21 protein-coding genes are annotated in these 20,656 nt (G+C 41.5%); 14 read left to right on the forward strand and 7 right to left on the reverse strand.

What is annotated here, in order from left to right; genetic code table 11:
- Positions 1–69: 69 nt before the first annotated feature.
- The gene (gene trpS, locus VIM89_RS09295; protein WP_488155881.1) at positions 70–1,065 is read right to left on the reverse strand and encodes a tryptophan--tRNA ligase; all 996 of its coding nucleotides are present in this window, start codon (positions 1,063–1,065) and stop codon (positions 70–72) included.
- Between trpS and VIM89_RS09300 the strand changes: the two genes are divergently transcribed.
- The 5 genes from VIM89_RS09300 to VIM89_RS09320 all read left to right on the forward strand — a co-directional run bounded on the left by VIM89_RS09300 (position 1,064) and on the right by VIM89_RS09320 (position 3,855).
- The gene (locus VIM89_RS09300) at positions 1,064–1,231 is read left to right on the forward strand and encodes a hypothetical protein (RefSeq protein ID WP_488155882.1); all 168 of its coding nucleotides are present in this window, start codon (positions 1,064–1,066) and stop codon (positions 1,229–1,231) included. The genes trpS and VIM89_RS09300 overlap by 2 nt on opposite strands.
- On the forward strand, positions 1,224–1,841 hold the full coding sequence (locus VIM89_RS09305; RefSeq protein ID WP_488155883.1) for a lysophospholipid acyltransferase family protein: 618 nt from the start codon (positions 1,224–1,226) through the stop codon (positions 1,839–1,841). Before VIM89_RS09300 ends, VIM89_RS09305 begins: the two co-directional genes overlap by 8 nt.
- 128 nt (positions 1,842–1,969) lie before the next feature.
- Positions 1,970–2,713 carry a lysophospholipid acyltransferase family protein gene (locus tag VIM89_RS09310; RefSeq protein WP_488155884.1) on the forward strand — a complete coding sequence of 248 codons (744 nt, stop codon included), beginning with the start codon at positions 1,970–1,972 and terminating at the stop codon, positions 2,711–2,713.
- Positions 2,700–2,990: an Asp-tRNA(Asn)/Glu-tRNA(Gln) amidotransferase subunit GatC gene (gatC, locus tag VIM89_RS09315; protein ID WP_488155885.1), complete on the forward strand. Its 291-nt coding sequence runs from the start codon at positions 2,700–2,702 to the stop codon at positions 2,988–2,990. Before VIM89_RS09310 ends, gatC begins: the two co-directional genes overlap by 14 nt.
- A gap of 118 nt (positions 2,991–3,108) precedes the next feature.
- Positions 3,109–3,855, forward strand: a complete 747-nt coding sequence (locus tag VIM89_RS09320; RefSeq protein ID WP_488155886.1) for an ABC transporter ATP-binding protein — start codon at positions 3,109–3,111, stop codon at positions 3,853–3,855.
- 4 nt (positions 3,856–3,859) lie between these two features.
- On the opposite strand, the gene VIM89_RS09325 is transcribed toward VIM89_RS09320, so the two are convergent.
- Positions 3,860–4,483, reverse strand: a complete 624-nt coding sequence (locus VIM89_RS09325) for a hypothetical protein (protein ID WP_488155887.1) — start codon at positions 4,481–4,483, stop codon at positions 3,860–3,862.
- A gap of 162 nt (positions 4,484–4,645) precedes the next feature.
- Complete coding sequence (locus VIM89_RS09330; RefSeq protein ID WP_488155888.1) at positions 4,646–5,629, reverse strand: chitinase; 984 nt, start codon at positions 5,627–5,629, stop codon at positions 4,646–4,648.
- A gap of 140 nt (positions 5,630–5,769) precedes the next feature.
- Here VIM89_RS09330 and VIM89_RS09335 point away from each other — a divergent pair, with 140 nt between their 5' ends.
- The 3 genes from VIM89_RS09335 to VIM89_RS09345 all read left to right on the forward strand — a co-directional run bounded on the left by VIM89_RS09335 (position 5,770) and on the right by VIM89_RS09345 (position 6,896).
- Positions 5,770–6,318, forward strand: coding sequence for a cob(I)yrinic acid a,c-diamide adenosyltransferase (locus VIM89_RS09335; protein ID WP_488155889.1), 549 nt, complete (start codon positions 5,770–5,772; stop codon positions 6,316–6,318).
- A gap of 84 nt (positions 6,319–6,402) precedes the next feature.
- Positions 6,403–6,624 carry a DUF2795 domain-containing protein gene (locus VIM89_RS09340; protein ID WP_002996718.1) on the forward strand — a complete coding sequence of 74 codons (222 nt, stop codon included), beginning with the start codon at positions 6,403–6,405 and terminating at the stop codon, positions 6,622–6,624.
- Between the two features lie 125 nt (positions 6,625–6,749).
- Positions 6,750–6,896 (forward strand): lmo0937 family membrane protein, encoded by a 147-nt coding sequence (locus tag VIM89_RS09345; protein ID WP_488155890.1) that lies wholly within the window; start codon positions 6,750–6,752, stop codon positions 6,894–6,896.
- Between the two features lie 34 nt (positions 6,897–6,930).
- Here the strand turns inward: VIM89_RS09345 and VIM89_RS09350 are convergent, their stop codons facing one another.
- Positions 6,931–7,653, reverse strand: coding sequence for a 2-C-methyl-D-erythritol 4-phosphate cytidylyltransferase (locus VIM89_RS09350; protein WP_488155891.1), 723 nt, complete (start codon positions 7,651–7,653; stop codon positions 6,931–6,933).
- A gap of 67 nt (positions 7,654–7,720) precedes the next feature.
- Entirely contained in the window at positions 7,721–8,770 is a 1,050-nt protein-coding gene (gene queA / locus VIM89_RS09355; protein ID WP_488155892.1) for a tRNA preQ1(34) S-adenosylmethionine ribosyltransferase-isomerase QueA, read from the reverse strand.
- 193 nt (positions 8,771–8,963) lie between these two features.
- Here queA and VIM89_RS09360 point away from each other — a divergent pair, with 193 nt between their 5' ends.
- The 3 genes from VIM89_RS09360 to VIM89_RS09370 all read left to right on the forward strand — a co-directional run bounded on the left by VIM89_RS09360 (position 8,964) and on the right by VIM89_RS09370 (position 12,939).
- A complete protein-coding gene (locus tag VIM89_RS09360; protein ID WP_488155893.1) occupies positions 8,964–10,211 on the forward strand; it encodes an ABC transporter permease in 1,248 nt (415 codons plus the stop codon).
- 226 nt (positions 10,212–10,437) lie between these two features.
- Entirely contained in the window at positions 10,438–11,727 is a 1,290-nt protein-coding gene (locus tag VIM89_RS09365) for a citrate synthase (RefSeq protein WP_488155894.1), read from the forward strand.
- A 138-nt stretch (positions 11,728–11,865) separates the two neighbouring features.
- Positions 11,866–12,939 carry an alpha/beta hydrolase gene (locus tag VIM89_RS09370; RefSeq protein ID WP_488155895.1) on the forward strand — a complete coding sequence of 358 codons (1,074 nt, stop codon included), beginning with the start codon at positions 11,866–11,868 and terminating at the stop codon, positions 12,937–12,939.
- Between the two features lie 181 nt (positions 12,940–13,120).
- Here the strand turns inward: VIM89_RS09370 and VIM89_RS09375 are convergent, their stop codons facing one another.
- The gene (locus VIM89_RS09375; RefSeq protein ID WP_488155896.1) at positions 13,121–16,354 is read right to left on the reverse strand and encodes an amidohydrolase family protein; all 3,234 of its coding nucleotides are present in this window, start codon (positions 16,352–16,354) and stop codon (positions 13,121–13,123) included.
- A 177-nt stretch (positions 16,355–16,531) separates the two neighbouring features.
- Here VIM89_RS09375 and VIM89_RS09380 point away from each other — a divergent pair, with 177 nt between their 5' ends.
- The 3 genes from VIM89_RS09380 (at position 16,532) to VIM89_RS09390 (ending at position 20,032) form a co-directional block, all read left to right on the forward strand.
- Positions 16,532–18,424 carry a RecQ family ATP-dependent DNA helicase gene (locus VIM89_RS09380; RefSeq protein WP_488155897.1) on the forward strand — a complete coding sequence of 631 codons (1,893 nt, stop codon included), beginning with the start codon at positions 16,532–16,534 and terminating at the stop codon, positions 18,422–18,424.
- Between the two features lie 270 nt (positions 18,425–18,694).
- Positions 18,695–19,300 carry a GIN domain-containing protein gene (locus VIM89_RS09385; RefSeq protein ID WP_488155898.1) on the forward strand — a complete coding sequence of 202 codons (606 nt, stop codon included), beginning with the start codon at positions 18,695–18,697 and terminating at the stop codon, positions 19,298–19,300.
- A gap of 255 nt (positions 19,301–19,555) precedes the next feature.
- Positions 19,556–20,032, forward strand: coding sequence for a hypothetical protein (locus VIM89_RS09390; protein ID WP_488155899.1), 477 nt, complete (start codon positions 19,556–19,558; stop codon positions 20,030–20,032).
- Positions 20,033–20,121: 89 nt separating this feature from the next.
- On the opposite strand, the gene VIM89_RS09395 is transcribed toward VIM89_RS09390, so the two are convergent.
- On the reverse strand, positions 20,122–20,472 hold the full coding sequence (locus tag VIM89_RS09395; protein WP_488155900.1) for a protease inhibitor I42 family protein: 351 nt from the start codon (positions 20,470–20,472) through the stop codon (positions 20,122–20,124).
- Between the last annotated feature and the right edge of the window lie 184 nt (positions 20,473–20,656).

Here is a 20,656-nt window from a genome sequence, read left to right on the forward strand (position 1 = left end):
TGGTTAATAGTTCATAGCCAAGACGGCTCGCAAAAACGCTATGAACTATGATCTATCAACTATACGCTATCAAAAACTACGGAAGCCGATAATTTCCCTCACCTCACGAATGGTTTTCGCAGCACTTTCGCGTGCTTTTATCGCACCATGACGTGCCACCTGGCGTAGATATGCGGTATCCTGGCTGATGTCATTTATTTTTTCGCGGATAGGCGCTGTCGCAATGATCATATCCTCCGCCAATTGCTTTTTCAGATCACCGTAACGTATCTGGCAGGTATTATAAAGATTATTGAAGTGTTCGTAGGTATCAGGAGTAGAGACAACTTTAAGCAGATCAAACAGGTTTTCAATTTCAACCGGTTTTTCCTGATTTTCGGCAGTTGGGCCGCTGTCGGTCACCGCTCTCATTACTTTTTTGCGGATAACTTCAGGTGAATCTGACAGATAAACCGCATTGCCTTCACCTTCTGATTTACCCATTTTACCCTTGCCATCTAAGCCCGGAATTTTTACCAGGTTATCGCTGAAATTGAACGCATATGGCTCAGGGAAATAGTCGTGATTATATAGCCGGTTAAAACGGTTAGCAAATGTGCGCGACATTTCCAGGTGTTGCTCCTGATCCTTACCCACAGGCACTTTGGTAGCACGGTGAAGAATGATATCAGCAGCCATCAAAACTGGGTATGTTAATAAACCGGCGTTCACGTTATCGGGATGAGCCCGAACTTTGTCTTTAAAAGATGTACTTCGTTCCAACTCGCCTACATAGGCATTCATGTTCAGGTACAGATACAATTCGGTGGTTTCAGGCACATCTGATTGAACATATAACGTAGATTTCTCAGGATCGAGGCCTGCTGCAAGGTACTCCACCAATACCTGTTTCACGTTGCTATGGAGGTCAGACGGAGTAGGGTGGGTGGTTAACGAGTGCCAATCAGCAATAAAGAAAAAGCAATTATACTCATGCTGCATTTTTACGAAGTTTTGAATAGCTCCATAATAGTTTCCCAAATGCAGTTTCCCGGTAGAACGTATACCACTAACAACAGTTTCCATGGGCGCGAAAGTAAGGAATTTTTATATTTTTGGTGTCGATGAAATTGATATTGAAGAAAGCACACTGTTACCTGTATATGGGCAGCGTGGCGCTCTTCTACTTTTTGCTTTACCCCTTTCTCTGGTATTTTTCGCGCAAATCATCCACTTACAAGCAAATGCATAAGTTCAGACGGCTGTGGGGCTTTCTGAGCTCAGCTTGCGCAGGCATATTTTATCGTTTTAATTACGAAGTACCATTTGATCGCACCAGGCCATATGTTATCTGCCCCAACCATACTTCCAACCTGGATATCACGGCCATGAGCTTGCTGGTAAAAAATGATTGCTCATTTATGGGAAAAGAGGAATTAACAGAAGGTCTGGTAACCGGCTTGTTTTTCAAAACGATAGATATACCAGTCGATCGCGAAAGTAAAATGTCATCATACAGGGCTTTTAAAAAGGCAATGGAAAAGCTTCAAAGTGGTATCACCATGATCGTCTTCCCGGAAGGAAAAATACCGGACGATTATCCGCCTCAATTACATGATTTCAAAAACGGGCCTTTTCGTTTGGCTATTGAGGCAGGTGTGCCCATTGTGCCTGTTACTTCATTGAATAACTGGAAATTACTTTGGGATAATGGTACAAAGTATGGTAGTAAGCCCGGTATATGCCATATTTATGTACATAAACCTATCGAAACCAAAAATCTGAAAGTTGAGGATGCTGATAATTTGCGGGATGAAGTGTACAGAATTATGAAAGAAAAGTTTGAATCGGCTTGCTCTTAGTGTCCTCCGTGAGAATTTCGGTGACCTTTGTGGTTAAATCTCCACCACCTAGATCGCGGAGAACAATCACCAAGTTCACAGAGATTATTTTTTGCCTTTAAGTTAAGGGTTTTCTATTTTTGAGATCGATGATCCTGGCCCTTAAAAAATTCCATCGTTTACTTTACAGGTTGAGTATTTCGTTTATATTTTACCTGCTTTATCCTTTTATTTATTACGCCTCTAAAAGGCCATTAAGATATCCGATGATGAACCGGTTGCGGAAGATGTGCGCCGCATTTAGCTCCACAACTACAGGGATATTTTATAAGATACAGTACGAGCAATCTATAGATTGGTCGTGCACCTATATTGTGTGCCCTAACCATATTTCGAACCTGGATATTATGTCGGTAAGCAAGGCGCTCAAAAATACATTCTGTTTTATGGGTAAGCACGAACTGTTGGATAACCCATTATTGGGTATTTTTTTCAGATCGATTGATATTCCTGTCAATCGTGAAAGCAAAATGTCGTCCTATAAAGCATTCAAGCAAACCGGCGAACGCCTGGCGCAGGGGATGAGTGTGGTGATATTCCCGGAAGGAACAATCTCTAAAGATATTTACCCGCCGCAATTGCAGGAGTTTAAAAATGGACCGTTCCGACTGGCAATCGAGTTGAAAATTCCTATTTTGCCTATTAGTTCGCTGGATACCTGGAAGGTAATGTGGGATTCGGGAGGCGTGTATGGCAGCAGACCGGGGATTTGTCATATATTTGTACACAAACCCATCGAAACGGCCCACATGACTGTTGAAGATGCTGATCTGCTTAAAGATGAGGTTTATAACGTAATAAAACAGAAACTGGAGGAAAATGAACATCGATAAGGAAACCGTAGAGAAAGTAGCCCATTTGGCAAGACTGGAACTGGCTGAAGACGAAAAGGAGAAAATGATTGCCGATATGAACAAAATTCTCGGTTTTATGGATAAGTTGAATGAGATCGATACATCAGGAATTGAGCCCTTGGTGTATATGACCAACGAGATCAACACGGTGCGCGAGGATGTAATAAAACAAGAGGTTACATACGAAGAAGCATTGTTGAATGCGCCTAAGCACGATAAGGATTACTTCCTGGTAGCAAAAGTGATTGAAAAATAATTTCGGATTTTCGATTTCGGATTTAAATTTTAGAATTAGAGATTAGGATTTAGATTTTAGAATTATTGCCTGTATGTAACAAATCATAGCCTCTTATAGTCAAACCACGAAAAAGCGAATGGAGCCATTAATTACTATTAAAGATATCGGGCGAAAATATGTGATCGGTGCAGAAACCATACATGCACTCAAGTCGGTATCCTTAACAATAAATAAAGGCGAATTCGTAGCCCTGATGGGCCCTTCAGGCTCAGGCAAGTCAACCCTTATGAACATTCTTGGCTGTCTGGATACGCCAACCAAAGGCGATTATATACTGAACGGCATCAACGTAAGCCAAATGAGCGATAATGATTTGGCCGAAGTTCGTAATACGGAGATCGGCTTCGTTTTTCAGACATTTAACTTATTGCCGCGCAATACAGCACTTGATAATGTGGCCTTACCGCTTATTTATGCCGGTATCAATAGAGAAGGCAGGCAAGAACGTGCCCGAAAAGCGCTGGAGAATGTAGGGCTTGGCCATAGGGTAACTCACAAGCCAAATGAGCTATCAGGTGGCCAGCGTCAGCGTGTGGCGGTGGCCAGGGCATTGATCAATGATCCGTCCATCATTCTTGCGGATGAACCCACAGGTAACCTGGATACCAAAACATCCATTGAAATAATGGGGTTAATTGAAGATATCCATGCCAAAGGCAACACTATTATCTTAGTAACCCACGAAGAAGATATCGCAAAGCATGCCCACCGGATTGTACGTATGCGTGATGGCTTGATTGAAAATGATTATCCTAATACTGATATTCAAAAGGTAGACAGAAGCAAGATCGTTGCTGATGATGCTGAAATTGAAACTAAGTAACTCTTCAGCAATTAGAAGCTAATCGCACAACAAACTCAGCTAACTTAAGCGTAGTTTCTGGCATGATCGGTTTATGGTGACCGATGATCAAGGTATGATTAACGATCTCGATAACCACATCTTCGTGCCGCATATCCATCACCACATTTCTGAAATCACGGTTCATGGCTGATTCTGCTTTGTAACGATCATTCACCAGCACATAAAAAGTATCACTGAAAGCTTTATCATCATGAAAATCCAATTCTACAGGATGGACCAGCTCGATGAGCTTGTCAGCTAACGTTTCAGGACGGATGAATGCCCGTCCACAATCCTTTTTCAAGTAGGCCAATGCCCAGCTTTGATACTCATAATAATCGTACAAATGCGGTAAATTTGTGCCGCTTCTTTTTATTTTATGTATCTCGACAAAAAGTATATAACAATCGGTGCGGGCATTTTTGATAACATAAGAACCTTTTACATTAATGTCCTTGCAATCTTTAAAAGCTTCAAAATCTTCCAGGTGAAAGTCAATGTCACCTGTGTGTTCAATACGAAATTTTGATTTCAATAACTTATACGTATCACCAAAAGTGTCGATGGTTTCGCTGCTGAGGCCTACGGTATCAAAGGGATAGTCCATGTACAATAATAAAAAAATTGTCTGAACCTTGATTCATAGGATTGAAGGATTGCCTGATTTCGTTAGTACAAGATTTGACAACTTTCAAAAAGTTGTCAAATCTAAATTGGTTGTTGAATTTTCAAGATCAATCACTCATTCACTAATTCAGTCCTTCCCTCATTATTTATACGCTGCCATCGTACCACAGGAACATGCACAATTCGGATCGCTTACACCAAGCTTTTTCAGGAAATACTGATAAAAACCAATTCGGTCATTCATGCTGAACATGTTTTCGCCCTGCCCGCATTCTACCGCGCCGTTGATAATGTTGATGGTCATGCCAAAGCCCGGTTTGCGGTTTTTTGCCTTATCATCGGCTTTGGGCTGCCATTTACCTATCATTACATCATGGGCCGATGGTTTATAGGTTTGCGGCGTCATCCAAAAATAGATGGCTACTTTAAAGGCAGTGACAGGATCGGTTTCCACCATGTCAGGATTATTTAGGAGGATGCTTTTATTGCCGAAAATGCAGTCTGAAGCGTAGCCATAATTGCCGTTATAGCTTAATTGCAACGGTCCGCGGCCATAGTATTTTTTACCTGGAACGGCAGGGTAATTATCATTGTCAGCCACATAAGGTAATGATGTATTGCTTTCGTGAATAAACATCAGACCATCATCATATTTGCCGTTTTGCCCGTGGCGGGTTTCGTGCGCGATATTGGCGAAAAAGGCTGCCAGCTCTTTTTTGTCGGTCTGCAGATCTTTTTCGCTGCAGAAATTGCCGTAGTCAATAATATAAGTACTATCCGGTTTCTTCTTGGCCCAATCTTCGTTCCAGTCCTCATCCTGACGGACTACGACTGATTTGCCGGTATGTTTATCCGTACGGGTGATCTGGTAAACAGAAACTGCCCGCTTAACCACCTTTATCTTGATGTTGCTCATTTCCTGGATGGCTTTTATAAACGCCTGGTAGCTATAAAATTTGTCATGCTGCGGAAAGAAATCGTTAAACTGTTTTTCGCTCAAAAAGCTGCTTACAGGAATATTATTGGGGATGATCGGCTTATTATTTGCTCCGCCACACTTGCAGCTTAGTAGTAAAAATGAGAAAAGTATAAGGCAGATCTTATTTAAAACTGAAATGGATTTCATAGGGATGCAAATTGTTCCAAACGGAATTCAATGGTAAATTATCGACCAAATGTAATAACATTAACGGCAGGTAAGAGTTTGATAGGCGAAATCAAAATATTATTTACAATGTTAATCCAAAACAATAAATTCGGGAACGAATGAAAATTTACACCAAAACGGGCGATAAGGGCTATACTTCACTGATAGGCGGGACAAGGGTGCCAAAACATCATCTTCGTATCGAAAGCTATGGTACGGTGGATGAGCTGAACTCCTATATCGGATTGATACGCGATCAGGATATTGATGCACACGATAAGCAGACATTAAAGGAGATTCAGGATAGGCTATTTACCATCGGTTCGTCGCTGGCATCTGATCCTGAGAGGTCGAAAATGATCATTCCGGATTTGCATGAGGCGGATATTGAGTTGCTGGAAAAGGAAATGGATGCGATGAATGAGAAATTGCCCGAGCTGCGTCATTTTATTTTGCCGGGTGGTAATAATGCCATCTCGTTTTGCCATATTGCACGCTGTGTGTGCCGCAGGGCAGAACGACTGGTGGTAAACCTTTCGGCAGAAAGCACCGTAGAAGAAAAGGTAAATATCTACCTGAACCGGTTAAGCGATTATCTGTTTGTATTGGCCAGGAAGATCGGAAACGAGCAAAATATCCCTGAAAACCAATGGATACCGCGTGTTTAAAAAATTGAAAAATTTATTTGATAATCGATTTAAAAATATTATACTTTTGCGAAAATTGAATTTACCTTAAATAGAGAATAAAATATGTATTGGACACTTGAATTAGCATCACACCTGGAGGATGCACCATGGCCGGCAACCAAAGATGAATTAATTGATTATGCTATTCGCTCGGGAGCACCCGTTGAGGTTATAGAGAACCTTCAGGCCCTTGAGGATGATGGTGAGCCATATGAAAACATTGAGGAAATATGGCCTGACTATCCAACAAAAGACGATTTCTTTTTTAACGAAGACGAGTATTAGCCCCAGCTTACCAGATATTTATCAGAAACCCTGTACCAATAAACAGGGTTTTTGTTTTTAGAACCTTTTATAATGTTTTGGGTTATAGAGTAATATATCATCTATTAATTAAAAACATTCAAAAAATGAGAGGTCTACTTTACATTATTGCCGTTATCCTGATCATCGGATGGGCAATCGGTTTCTTCGCCTATTCAGCAGGCGGAGTAATTCACATCTTATTGGTAATAGCAATTATTGCTTTGCTTTTAGGCGTTATCAGGCGAGCCTGATAAAAAGAATTTTCAAACGCGAATTTGCCATTCCCTACAGGGAGTGGCTTTTTTGTTTCAGAAGGAATTCGGCGATGGCAATATCCTCGGGATAGGTGATCTTGATGTTCTGATAGCTGCCGCCGATCAGGTTTATGTTGACACCAGTTTGTTCAACCACACTGGCATCATCTGTAAAATAAGATTGATAAACTTGCAAATAGGCTTCCTTTAATTGCGCCACCTGGAAAGTTTGAGGAGTTTGTATCAGGTAGATCTCGTCGCGTTTAAGGTTTATGGACCGATTGTCTTTGATCTGCCTTACTGAATCACGGCTTTTTATGGCAACAATGGCATTGCCGTACAAGGCAGCGCATTCAAATGACTCATCGATAATTTCACAGGTGATCAACGGGCGAACGGCATCATGTACAGCTACTATAGCATCATTATCTTCAATCAAAGCCAAGCCAGCCTTTACGGAATGGAAACGGGTTTCACCACCATCCACCAATTCATATGGTATTTCAAACTGATGGGTTTGGCAAAGCCTTTCCCAGTAATCGTGTGAATCGGATGGGAGAACAACAATGATTTTGGGCTGTGTATTGCAGTGATAAAATGCATTAATGGTATGCATCAGTACCGGAAGCCCATTGAGTAATAAAAACTGTTTTGGTACAGCGGATTTCATTCTGCTGCCTGAGCCACCGGCTACTATGATAACATAGTTAGACGTGAGATTTGAGATATGAGATGTGAGATTGGGTGTACTCATGATTAAACATTAAAATATCTAAGATTGAAAGTCATCTCAAATCTCATATCTCACGTCTCAAATCTAATTAAATAATCAGCATGGCATCGCCATAGCTATAAAAGCGGTATTTTTCTTTTACGGCTACTTCGTAAGCGTGCATTACATTCTCATATCCGCCAAAGGCACAGATCATCATCAATAAGGTCGATTCTGGTGTATGGAAATTGGTCACCATTGTATTGGCAATGCTGAAATCATATGGCGGGAAAATGAACTTGCTGGTCCAGTCGTTGGCGGCTTTTAAAGTTTTGCTCGCTGAAACTGATGATTCGATAGCGCGCATTGAAGTGGTGCCCACAGCGCAGATACGGCTTTTTCTTTCGATACCGCGATTTACGATGTCAGCTTGTCTTTGCTCGATGATGAATTGCTCAGAATCCATCTTGTGCTTGGTCAAATCTTCCACCTCAACAGGGCGGAAAGTGCCTAAACCAACGTGTAGGGTTACTTCTGCAAACTCAACACCTTTTAATTCAAGGCGTTTCATCAGTTCGCGGCTAAAGTGCAAGCCTGCAGTAGGAGCTGCAACAGCGCCTTCGTGCTTAGCAAATATGGTCTGATAACGTTCTTTATCCTCAGCAGTAGCTTTACGTTTGATGTATTTTGGAAGCGGAGTTTCGCCCAGGATTTCCACATTGCGTCTGAATTCTTCGTCGGTACCATCAAACAGGAAACGGATAGTGCGGCCGCGGGAAGTAGTGTTATCTACAACTTCGGCAATCAGCAGGTCGTCATCACCAAAATATAATTTGTTACCTACGCGGATCTTACGGGCCGGATCAACTAATACGTCCCACAGGCGAAGTTCTTTGTTCAATTCTCTTAAAAGGAAAACTTCGATGGTAGCACCGGTTTTTTCCTTGTTGCCATACATGCGGGCAGGAAATACTTTGGTATTGTTAAGGATCATTACATCCTTATCGTCGAAGTAGTCTAATATGTCTTTAAATACTTTATGCTCAATTTTTCCCGAGTCTTTATGCAGTACCATTAATCGTGATTCGTCGCGGGTAGCGGCTGGTGTATGGGCAACTAGTGATTCGGGTAAGTTGAATTTAAATTGAGATAATTTCATATTAAAACAGATAAATTTTTAGGGCGCAAAGATACGAATAAATTTTGTTAAATTGGATGATTTTTTTATAGGTGCTCTAAAGCTAATTGGTAAACACAAGATATTAAAAATAGTGTGACCTAAATGTAACTAAATTGATATGTGGTAGTCTTAATGGGGTATATTGCAATATAAATCGGTATAATCGTTTCATATGCTGTTTTTTAAACTGTTTCGCGAGAGTTTTGTGTTTGCTTTTGATGCCTTAAAGCAGAATAAGCTTCGCACCATGTTGTCCCTTCTTGGGGTAACTATCGGGATTTTTACAATCATAGCGGTACTTTCGGCAGTAGCTACTTTGCGAAATAACTTGCAGAGTAGTGTGAATAAGCTCGGCAGTAACAGTATTTATATCCAGAAATGGCCATGGGTAGGCGGCGAGGACTTCCCGTGGTGGAAATACCTGCAACGCCCTGTTCCGCGATTGCATGATTTTGACGAAGTACAAAGGCGCAGTCAAACTGCCGAAGCAGTGTCCTACGAGATCGGTATTGATAATCGAGTAGTAAAATACAAGAGCAATACTGTTGAAGGCGCACAAATTGATGCAGTTTCGCACGATCACAACAAAACCTGGAACTTTGATTTTAAAGAAGGCCGTTATTTTACGGATATGGAATCAAAGACGGGCGCGCCCGTGACCATCATAGGGTATGATATTGCTGAAAACCTTTTTCCGGGTGGCAATGCTGTAGGCAAGCAGATCAAGGTAATGGGACGTTATGTCACTATTATTGGCGTTTTTGCAAAAGAAGGACAGGATATTTTAGGCATATCTGATGATAAGGAAATATTATTGCCGTTGAACTTCGCTAAAAACATCGTCGATATTCAGAACGAAAAATATAACCCGCAGATCGTGGTAAAAGGAAAGCCTAATTTTACTGACAATGATGTGGAAGCTGAACTGGAAGGCATGATGCGATCGATAAGAAGATTAAGGCCAAACCAGGAAGATAACTTTTCATTAAATAAAACCACCTTGCTTACCAATCAGCTGGATATTGTATTCAGGATATTCAATATTGTTGGGTTAATTGTCGGAGGTTTTTCTGTGCTGGTAGGCGGATTCGGTATTGCCAATATCATGTTCGTATCGGTTAAAGAACGCACTAATATTATCGGTATTCAGAAATCGCTCGGCGCTAAAAATTACTTTATCCTTCTTCAATTCCTTATTGAATCTATTGTACTTTGCCTGGTTGGTGGTATTATAGGGTTATTAGTCGTTTTCGCAGGCACGTTCCTTTTAAAAGCAGCGGCAGATGTCCAGGTAGTGCTTGATATAAATAATATCATCATAGGAATAAGCACGTCTGTTGCCATTGGCATCATTTCAGGGATAATACCAGCCTACTCTGCTTCGAGACTTGACCCAGTCGAAGCCATCCGCTCAAACTAGTTTGACTAAGCTCCATAGATTGACTATGTGAATAAGTTGGAGTATTATAACCATTACAACCACTCCAACTTCTACAACTACTTCAACCAAATATCGATTTTGTGAATGGCAGGTTAAATTAATGTTAATTCGCCCTGCAATGCACATAATTTTTACAAATAGTCCACTTTGCCATCCTTTATAATACATGGATTTAATTACATTTGCTACTTCAAAATAAACGTCTATGTCGGAAACAGCGAAATTAATATTAGGTGATAAAACATATGAGCTCCCGGTAATTGAAGGTACAGAAAGTGAGAAAGCGATTGATATTTCAAAGCTTAGAGACCAAACCGGATATGTAACGCTGGATATCGGCTATAAGAATACAGGGGCAACGACAAGCTCTATCACATTTCTGGACGGAGAGCAGGGTATTTTGAAATACCGTGGTTATCCGATTGAACAACTTGCTGAAAAATCAAGCTTTATTGAAGTAGCTTATTTGCTGATCTATGGTGAATTGCCTACTCAGGCGCAGTTGACAGATTTCCAATACCAGATCAGTCGCCATACACTGGTGCACGAGGATATGAAGAAGTTTTTTGATGGTTTTCCGTCAAAATCGCACCCAATGGGTCAGCTTTCTTCATTGGTATGCTCGCTATCAGCATTTTATCCTGAATCATTAAAGTCAAACCAGACGACTGAAGAGCTTAACCTGAGCATTATCAAGATGCTGGGAAAGATGGCTACAATCGTTTCATGGATATACAAAAAATCGCTTGGTCACCCATACATCTATCCGAAGAATAAATATGATTATGTGACCAACTTCCTGCACATGACCTTTGGTCAGCGTACGGAAGAAGTAGTGATTGATCCGGTTGTTGTAAGTGCGATGAATACCCTGCTGATCCTGCATGCTGATCACGAGCAAAACTGCTCTACATCAACTGTAAGGATCGTAGGTTCATCTGAATCAAATATCTATGCATCTGTTTCTGCCGGTATTTCTGCTTTGTGGGGGCCGTTGCATGGCGGTGCCAACCAGGCTGTGATCGAAATGCTGGAAAGAATTAAGGAAGACGGCGGCGATACAGACAAATGGATCAATAAAGCAAAAGACAAAAACGATCCTTTCCGCCTGATGGGCTTCGGTCACCGTGTATACAAGAACTTTGATCCTCGCGCCAAGATCATCAAAAAAGCTTGTGATGATATACTTGACAAATTAGGAATTGATGACGAAGTACTGGAAATTGCCAAGAAGCTTGAAGAGCATGCATTAAAGGATCCATACTTTGTTGAACGCAAGCTGTATCCGAATGTGGATTTCTATTCAGGTATTATTTACCGTGCATTAGGCTTCCCTACAGATATGTTTACCGTGCTGTTTGCATTGGGCCGTTTACCGGGATGGATAGCTCAGTGGAAAGAGATGAAAGAACATAAAGAACCTATCGGTCGCCCACGCCAGATATTTGTTGGTGCAACCACCAGGGATTATACAGACATCCAAAACAGAGGTTAATCTCTGTTCAAATTATACAAAAGCTCGTCCACTGGTTAGCGGACGGGCTTTTTTTATCGCCCCAAAATTATGAGACCGAAAATATTAATTTGTGTATTTCTGGCTTGTTGCCACCTTGCTTCATTTGGGCAAATCAAAGTGACTTTCCTTATTAATAGAGTAGCACCGGTAAAGGAAACAGATACACATCTGTTTATTGCAGGTGATTTTAATAATTGGGATCCACGTCACGCCGCTTTTGAATTGCGGAAGCAGAATGATGGCACCTGGCAGCTTTCAAAATCGTTACCCAAAGGCATTTATAACTTTAAGATCACACGAGGCAGCTGGCAAAAAATAGAGTGTGCGGTAGATGGGAAATCAATTGATAACAGGTGTTTTAAGCTTTCGGGAGATACGACAATTATGATAGATATTGCAGGCTGGCAGGACAATTTCAAGCCTGAAGAAAAGAAGCACACAGCAAGCGCTAATGTTCATATGATAACAGAAAACTTTGATATGCCGCAACTGGGCCGCCAAAGAAGGATATGGATATATCTGCCTGCTGACTATGAATCATCTAGCAAAAAATACCCTGTAATTTATATGCATGATGGGCAGAACCTGTTTGATGCCTATACCTCCGGTTATGGCGAGTGGGGTGCAGATGAGATTATGGATAAGTTGCCGGCGAAGGAACAATGCATCATTGTAGGCATTGATCATGGCGGCGAACACCGGATGACAGAATATAACCCTTACAATTCAAAATTTGGTAAAGCGGAAGGCGATAAATATGTTGATTTCCTGGTTAAAACCTTAAAGCCTTATATCGACCAGCATTACCATACCCAAACAGATGCAAAACATACGACTATCGCAGGCAGCTCGATGGGCGGATTGATCTCTTTCTATGCTGTGTTAAAGTATCCTGAGGTGTTTGGCAATGGCGGTATATTTTCACCTTCATTCTGGATAGCGCCAGACATATTCAATTATGCACAACAGCATTTGAATACTAAATCGCGATTTTATTTTGTTTGCGGCGACTCCGAAGCAGATGGTATTATGGTGGAACCTATGGAAAAGATGGTAAAACTGGTTCGTGCAAAAGGTATAAGTGAACAGAATTCGCCAGAAACAATTGTAAAAGGAGCCAAACACAATGAGAAGCAGTGGAATTCCGATTTTCCAGAATTCTATAACTGGTTAATTAGCAGTAGTCGATAACCTAAAATATCGTCATGCCGAATTTATTTCGGCACCCCACAGGACATTCACGTTTGCTTAGTCTGCTGTAGACAAGTCGTAGACCAAGCAATCGCATATCTTTCAGATGGGGTGCTGAAATAAATTCAGCATGACTTCTCTTTTAAACTTCGCAATCAGAATTCCGAATTCCGTATTCAGACTAATCCCCATCCTGCGAAGTATACAACCACGTTTCCGTATTGCCTACCGGCAAATTCACCATTTCGCCGCGATTTTGCTGCCACCAGAAACGCAGGCGCGGTTTTTCGCGATTACCTATTTCATTCATGGAATTGGCATCATACAGGCGACCATTCTCCATCACATATTTTATCTTTTCGCTGTTGCGGATATCAACCAGCGGGTTTGCATTCAATACAATCAGGTCGGCCAGTTTGCCTTGCTCTAATGAGCCGATATCTCTGTCCATACCCAGGTAAGATGCACCGTTAATGGTTGCACAACGAATGGCTTGCATTGGTGACATGCCACCTTGTGTCAGCATCCATAGTTCCCAATGTGCACCGAGGCCTTGTAATTGTCCATGCGCGCCCAGATTTACTTTAGTACCGCCATCAGCAATTTGTTTTACATATTTGGAAACTTCGATATGTCCGTAATCGCCATATTCAGCAGTAAGTCTGCGGCGGGAACGTGCATCTACGATAGACTGAGGTGTAAAGCTGAGCAGGTGTTCGTTTTTCCAAACCTCGGTACGATCGTACCAATAATTTTCACCGAATAGACCGCCATAGCATACGATCAGGGTAGGAGTATAACCCGTTTTGCTGGCGTTCCACAAAGTTTTTACATCTTTATAAACCGGGACAACCGGAATATTATGCTCAATTCCGGTATGCCCGTCCAATATCATATTCATATTGGTAAAGAAGGTTGAACCACCTTCGGGTACCACCTGCATTTGCAGTTCGCGGGCTGCTGCAATGATCTGCTGGCGTTGTTCACGGCGGGGCTGGTTATAGCTTTTTACCGAAAATGCACCGACGGCTTTTAATCTGCGAAGGTTAGATAGAGCATCATCAAGACTATTGATCACCACCTTAAAGTCGCCGTCTGCACCGTATAAGATCGAACCCGTCGAATAGATCCTTGGTCCAACCATATTGCCTGCCTTTACCATTTCAGATTGACTGAATACCATTTCCGTATTGGTGGAGGGGTCATGACAGGTGGTTACACCAAAAGCCAGGTTAGCAAAATAGTTCCAATCCTGCTGTGGCGAAATACCATCCGGGCTTGGATGCAGGTGAGCATGCACATCGATAATGCCAGGCATGATGGTTTTACCGTTGGCATCAAAAACTTTGGCATCAGCCGGTACTTGTATATCAGAAGCTTTGCCGATAGCGGCTATTCTATTTTTTTCGATTACAATGGTACCGTTATCGATCACCTCATCACCCTTCATGGTGATGATACGTGCGTTGGTAAAAGCAATCTTGCCATCCGGAATATCCGATTTGATTTTCAGGTTAAGATCGATCCCCGCAGTATCAACGATTTTGGTTTTATCATCACCGCCTTCCACAAACGGGAATGCGCTATGAATATCGCGCACAAAGTATTTCGGCCCCAGCGTCCACATCAGTTTCTGGCTGTCCTTGCTCCAGTGAAGGTACGTGCCTGCATCGCGGGTCAGCTTGTCGAGCGGAATAGCTTTGTTACTCGCTGATAAGTCCTGCGGGCTGCCTGTGTACACCATCGGGGTGATATAACAATTAAACAGTTCAGTAAAGGCCATCCATTTGCCATCAGGGCTAGGGGTGAATTGTGTGGTGTATTTCGATGTATATAATGTTTTTTGATTGGCGCCTGTAGTATCCATTACCATAAACGTCTTTTTATCACCTTCACTGCTTTGGTAATAGATCTTTGAGTCATCGGCAGAGTACTGCGGCCAGATGCCGTTATTGATGATCATTTTAGGCTTGCCACCGGCTGCAGGCATCACATATATGCCTGGATTCTTACCAAAAGCGTATCCTAGCACATCGTTGCCCTCGCCTTTGCGGAAAACAATCTTATCGCCTTTATTGGAGAACTTTGGCGAATAATACAGCCCTTTATCTAAAGTGAGCCGGGTAATAAAATGTGTGGTCAGGTCAATCCTGTTGATCGAACCTTTTAGCTCATCATTCCAGTCAACGTAGATCAGCGTTTTTCCATCCGGACTAAACTGCGGTTCATATTCAAAATCGGCAGTACTATCAATCCGAGCAGGTACGCCATCAGGTAAAGTTTTGATATAAATATGTCCCGCTGCATTGAATGCTACCTGTTTACCATCAGGCGAGGTAGTGAGCTGACGGATCATTTTAGCCTGGAACTCATCCTGGAAAACCCTTTGCGGAAAATGAAGCGCATCAGTTATGGTTTGATTTGAAGTAACCTCAAACGGCACCTGCACAGCGTTCAAGGTTGTGATATCCAGGTTCCATATCTTACCCTTAGCATAGAAGATAATGTTTTTGCTGTCAGGTGTCCAGCCGAAATTCGGGTAAACGCCAAATATCGCCCAGGTCTCCTGCTGGTCTTTTGAAAGCTCGTCGTATACCGACCATTCTTCACCTGTTGCCAGGTTGTGCAGGTATAAGACACTCTTCAATCTTACACGCTTTACGAAAGCCAGTAATTTACCATCAGGAGATATCTGCGGACGGCATGCGCCACCAGCACCACCAGTTACCGTTTCTATATCGCCTGTCTCACGGTTTAATCTTTTTATAGCATAAATGCCTTGGTAAGGGTCTTTATTATACTGAAAATATGGGCCGGGCGTAACATCCTCGCTCCAGTAAACATATTTACCATCAGGAGAAACGATAGGCTCGCCTGCATCCTGCTGATCATTTTTGCGTTTGGTTAATTGAATACCCTCTCCACCTGTTTTGTGATACAGCCACATTTCGCCGGCACCCAATGAACGTGTGCCTGTAAAGTGTTTCCGTGCTACTAAATATTGTCCATCTGGTGTCCACGAAGCGTTGTTTAGCAATCGGAAAGTTTCTTTTGTGATGGGGTGTTTGTTGGTCCCGTCACTGTTCATTATCCAGATGTTATCGCCGCCATCTTTATCGCTTGTGTAAGATATCAGCTTGCCATCCGGGCTGTAACGCGGTTGTATATCCCATGATTTACCGGAAGTAAGTACAGTTGCTTTGCCACCCTTTATCGGGATGGTATAAATATCACCCAAAAGGTCGAAGACGATATTCTGGCCATCCGGACTCACATCCAGGTTCATCCATGTGCCTTCGTCGGTGGTGATGCTGACTTTTTTTACCGGCCCGGGAGGCGCCTCCACGTTCCATTTTTGGGCATAAAGTATATTGACTGATAAGAAGAGTACTATAGATAGAACCAGATATTTCATAAAGTATCAATATGTTAACGCCGCGAATTTAAAAATAATGAGCCATTTATCGGATTTCAAATTTCGAAAGTTGGATTTCGGATTTATCTTCGCGTCGCTTATCTTCAAATTTTTACAGATTATGTAGATGAGGGGTTTAAATCCGAAATCGTAAATCCGAATTCCGAAATCAATCAAATGACCATCCAGCAAATACTAAAGCATTATTGGAACCACAACAGCTTCCGGCCATTGCAGGAGGAGATCATCCAGTCTGTTTTATTGGGGCAGGATACGCTGGCCTTGCTGCCGACAGGAGGGGGTAAATCAATCTGTTTCCAGGTACCAGCTTTAACCAAGGATGGGTTATGCATTGTAGTTTCACCACTGATTGCTTTGATGAAAGACCAGGTTGAAAACCTGAAAGCAAAAGGCATTGAAGCCGTTGCGATTGTCTCAGGAATGAGCAAACGGGAGGTGGATATTGCTTTGGATAATTGCGTTTACGGTGGTGTAAAGTTTCTGTACTTATCGCCTGAACGCCTGCTTTCTGAATTGGTTCGCGAACGGATAGCCTATATGAATGTGAACCTGATCGCTGTCGATGAGGCGCATTGTATATCGCAATGGGGTTATGATTTCAGACCGCCTTACCTGCATATTGCTGATCTGCGCGAATTACATCCTAATGTTTCGGTATTGGCGCTTACGGCAACTGCCACAACTGAGGTTTGTGATGATATTCAAGAAAAGTTACTATTCAAACAGCCTAATATTTATCGGAAAAGCTTTGAACGAAAGAATATCAGCTATGTGGTGCAGCACGAAGAAAATAAGCTGCGCAAACTTTTGGATGTTGCAAGAGGGGTGAAAGGGAGTGGTATTGTATACGTTCGTAGCCGAAAGGAAACTGCAGAGATCGCTAAGTTTTATGATGAGAATGGTTTTAGGGCTGATTTTTATCATGCAGGTTTGACTATGGAGCAGCGGTCAAAGAAACAGGAAGAGTGGAAAAGTAACAAGACAAGAATTATAGTAGCCACCAACGCTTTTGGAATGGGTATCGATAAGCCGGACGTTCGTTTTGTGATCCATAAGGATATGCCCGAAAGCCTGGAAGCTTATTACCAGGAGGCAGGCAGGGCAGGGCGTGATGAGCAAAAAGCTTACGCTGTGTTACTTTACAATTATGCCGATCGCCTGAAAAATGAAAAGAAACTACTGACCAATTTTCCATCAGTCGATGAGATCAAACTGGTTTATCATCATTTGGGCAGCTATTTTCAGTTAGCCTATGGAACAGGCGAGGGAGTAAGTTTTGATATCGATTTGAGTGATTTTTGCGCCCGTTATAAACTTGAACCTAATAAAACGTTGAATGCACTGAAATTTCTGGAACAGGATGAATACTTGTCATTTAATGAAAGTGTGTTTTTGCCTTCGCGTTTTCGCTTTGACGTGCATAATGAAGAACTGTACAACTTCCAGATTCAAAATGCAGGCTGGGATCCTTTTATCAAAACATTACTGCGTTCGTATGGGGGCTCGTTTGAAAATTATGTGCGCTTACGGGAATTTGACATTGCGCGACGCAGCAACCTGAGCGTGCAGCAAGTGATAGAAGGACTTAAGCAATTGGAGGAAATCGGTATCCTCAGCTATATGCAGCAAACGGATTTGCCCCAGGTAACTTACCTGAAACCGAGGTTGCAGAATAATGAGCTGGTAATTAATAAACGTTACATTGAAGAGCGCAAATCCATCTACCTGAAAAAACTGGAAGCGGTGTTCGCCTATGCTGAACATAAAAAATGTCGCAGCCAAATGTTGCTGGCTTATTTTGATGAAACAGATGCTGATAAATGCGGTATCTGCGATGTTTGCCTGGATGAAAAACGCCTGAAAAACCTTTCCGAAACTGCTGATAATATTACTGACGAAATAGCCCACCTGCTTAGTGTCGATGCATTCACTATCGATGATCTTATAACCTCTATAAAGAGCGGCACCGAAAAAGACCGCATCGAAACTATCCGAACCTTGTTGGATGCAGGTAAGATCAAGACGGATGGGGAGAGGTATTATTTATAGGGTTGGTTATTAAAAGTTGTAAGGGTTGTAGAGGTTGAAAAAGTTTGTGTCAAACCATTATAATATCTACAACCACTTCAACGACTACAACTATTTCAACTACTACAACAACTCCAACCAAAGAAAACTCACCGACTAAAATCCCCGGTTTACCGGGAAAACCCTGCTGTACAACTAATAGAGGCCTTTTTGCTGTAACGGATCTTTTTTGTGATCGTCTTATGGGTGTATTTAGAAACAAACAAATTGACAATCAAAATATTAAATATCATGAAAACAAGAATTTTTTCCTTAGTAGCTATTGCAGCAGTAGTTTTAGGAGTAAGCAACATCACCTTGGCAGCAACAAAAGATTCAGCTGCAAACAACAGTGAAGTAAGCACTGTGTTGAAGGTAAGCAAGATCAGCAAGATCGAAGTTCGCGGTAATGTTGAACTGTATGTAACCGATGGCTCAGACGACCAGGTTAAAGTTTACAACCGCTACTATTCAGAAAGCGCCCTGATCCAAAACAATAACGGTACATTGCGTATCTCATCTTTCGCAGATCAAAAACTGGTAGTTTGGGTTAAAGCTGAACAGTTAACTTCAATCGCTGCTTATGACAATGCAGAAGTAAAATCATTCGGTAAAATATCTCCGCTTGAAATGGAAGTAACTTTACACGATAACGCATATGCTAAATTAGATGTAGAAGGTTACAGCATGAACATCACCGTAAACAACCGTGCAAAAGCTGACCTCGCTGGTAACGTTGAACAATGTAACTTAAAATACGATCACTCAGCATACGTAAACAGCACCAACTTTGCTGCAGCACACATCACCAGAACAGTTGATGGAAATGTAAAAAACGAAGATCTGGTAACCTTATAATCACACTTGCAAAAGTTCAACATATACATCAAAAGCCGTCCGCTAACCAGCGGACGGCTTTTTTGTTTGAACAGGTTAAATTTTCACAAACCAACCGCACTGAGGGATAGCGATTTATCTTTTTTGCCAATAGATTTATCTTTTTTGCCAATAGGAAAAATATATGCCAGGTTTGCAGCATTTTGGTGCAACGTTCTTTCTAATAGGTAGGTCTTATAACTGTATTATGAAGTATAAATATTAATCGCTATCATCATGAAAAAGTTATTAATTACCACTCTAATCACTGTTGGGCTTAGTACCAGCCTGTTTGCCGATCGCATTCAAAAAAACAACGTCAAAGCAACGGCATCATATACTGTATTAAAAAAATTCAGCAAAGATTATCCAAACGCAAAAGATGTGAAATGGACTCTCGATGGAAAATATCAAAAGGCTGAGTTTATCAAGAACAATATAAAAATGACTGCTTATTATAATTGGCAGAACCAATTTGTTGCATTAAGCATGGTCATCGATGCCAAAATCATTCCCGCAAATACACAGAAAGAAATAGCCGGCCAATATCCGGATTTGGCTATAAATGAATTTTTTGTAGTGCAATATAATACCGAGATTAACCCGGATGCAGAAGAGGCAACTTATTTTGTTGATCTTAAAAACAATTCAAAAGAAATAATAGCCAGGGTCTCATCAGACGCACATGTTCATTTTTTTGCCCGCATCAAATAAATTTTTGATGAGTAAATTAAGAGAAAGAGGCTGTATCCGATTGATGATGCAGCCTCTTTTTATTGATTTACGCTGTACGAAACGATGTTTTATTTAACTATTACAGTATCTTTAAATATAACAATCGGACTTTCGGAACCACGTGTGGCAGTTATAGTCAACGCAGCTTTACCCGATGTTAACGAGCTGAACTCCCAGGTATCTGTTCCGAAATCTCCGACATTCTTACTGTTTGCAGGTGGTGTATTGATATGACTATTCAGCTTCAACATCGATGAGTTATATTGCGGTTGATCAAAAGAATAGCCTCCGTCACCGGGGTTCCCAAGTGTTACCTGCAATTTTTGACCGTTTAACAGAGTAACGGTTTTACCATTGTTCAGTGCATTGATTTTTACTACAGACGAGTCTGAATTACTGTCTTTTTTGCATGATGCCAATGCACCGGCAAATACAGCAACGGTTATTAAGGTTAGGATAGTTTGTCTCGTCCTAAAAAAAGTTTACAGGTTTTGAGATAATCCTGTTATAGATTTACAGGTGAATAATCATCCTGCAATACGTTTACAATTTTACGATTTCTTTGGTAGTAATTTTTCCATTGCCTTGTAGTTTTAAGATCGT

Origin of the sequence: Mucilaginibacter sp. (assembly GCF_036568825.1) — a bacterium.
In the GTDB taxonomy this organism is placed as follows: Bacteria; Bacteroidota; Bacteroidia; order Sphingobacteriales; family Sphingobacteriaceae; genus Mucilaginibacter.

Bases quoted from the DNA above. Each gene is read 5' to 3' on its own strand.
- VIM89_RS09300 (WP_488155882.1), top strand. From the start codon at position 1,064: ATGGGCGCGAAAGTAAGGAATTTTTATATTTTTGGTGTCGATGAAATT.
- trpS (WP_488155881.1), bottom strand. From the start codon at position 1,065: ATGGAAACTGTTGTTAGTGGTATACGTTCTACCGGGAAACTGCATTTG.
- VIM89_RS09305 (WP_488155883.1), top strand. From the start codon at position 1,224: ATGCATAAGTTCAGACGGCTGTGGGGCTTTCTGAGCTCAGCTTGCGCA.
- VIM89_RS09310 (WP_488155884.1), top strand. From the start codon at position 1,970: ATGATCCTGGCCCTTAAAAAATTCCATCGTTTACTTTACAGGTTGAGT.
- gatC (WP_488155885.1), top strand. From the start codon at position 2,700: ATGAACATCGATAAGGAAACCGTAGAGAAAGTAGCCCATTTGGCAAGA.
- VIM89_RS09320 (WP_488155886.1), top strand. From the start codon at position 3,109: ATGGAGCCATTAATTACTATTAAAGATATCGGGCGAAAATATGTGATC.
- VIM89_RS09325 (WP_488155887.1), bottom strand. From the start codon at position 4,483: ATGGACTATCCCTTTGATACCGTAGGCCTCAGCAGCGAAACCATCGAC.
- VIM89_RS09330 (WP_488155888.1), bottom strand. From the start codon at position 5,629: ATGAAATCCATTTCAGTTTTAAATAAGATCTGCCTTATACTTTTCTCA.
- VIM89_RS09335 (WP_488155889.1), top strand. From the start codon at position 5,770: ATGAAAATTTACACCAAAACGGGCGATAAGGGCTATACTTCACTGATA.
- VIM89_RS09340 (WP_002996718.1), top strand. From the start codon at position 6,403: ATGTATTGGACACTTGAATTAGCATCACACCTGGAGGATGCACCATGG.
- VIM89_RS09345 (WP_488155890.1), top strand. From the start codon at position 6,750: ATGAGAGGTCTACTTTACATTATTGCCGTTATCCTGATCATCGGATGG.
- VIM89_RS09350 (WP_488155891.1), bottom strand. From the start codon at position 7,653: ATGAGTACACCCAATCTCACATCTCATATCTCAAATCTCACGTCTAAC.
- queA (WP_488155892.1), bottom strand. From the start codon at position 8,770: ATGAAATTATCTCAATTTAAATTCAACTTACCCGAATCACTAGTTGCC.
- VIM89_RS09360 (WP_488155893.1), top strand. From the start codon at position 8,964: ATGCTGTTTTTTAAACTGTTTCGCGAGAGTTTTGTGTTTGCTTTTGAT.
- VIM89_RS09365 (WP_488155894.1), top strand. From the start codon at position 10,438: ATGTCGGAAACAGCGAAATTAATATTAGGTGATAAAACATATGAGCTC.
- VIM89_RS09375 (WP_488155896.1), bottom strand. From the start codon at position 16,354: ATGAAATATCTGGTTCTATCTATAGTACTCTTCTTATCAGTCAATATA.
- VIM89_RS09380 (WP_488155897.1), top strand. From the start codon at position 16,532: ATGACCATCCAGCAAATACTAAAGCATTATTGGAACCACAACAGCTTC.
- VIM89_RS09385 (WP_488155898.1), top strand. From the start codon at position 18,695: ATGAAAACAAGAATTTTTTCCTTAGTAGCTATTGCAGCAGTAGTTTTA.
- VIM89_RS09390 (WP_488155899.1), top strand. From the start codon at position 19,556: ATGAAAAAGTTATTAATTACCACTCTAATCACTGTTGGGCTTAGTACC.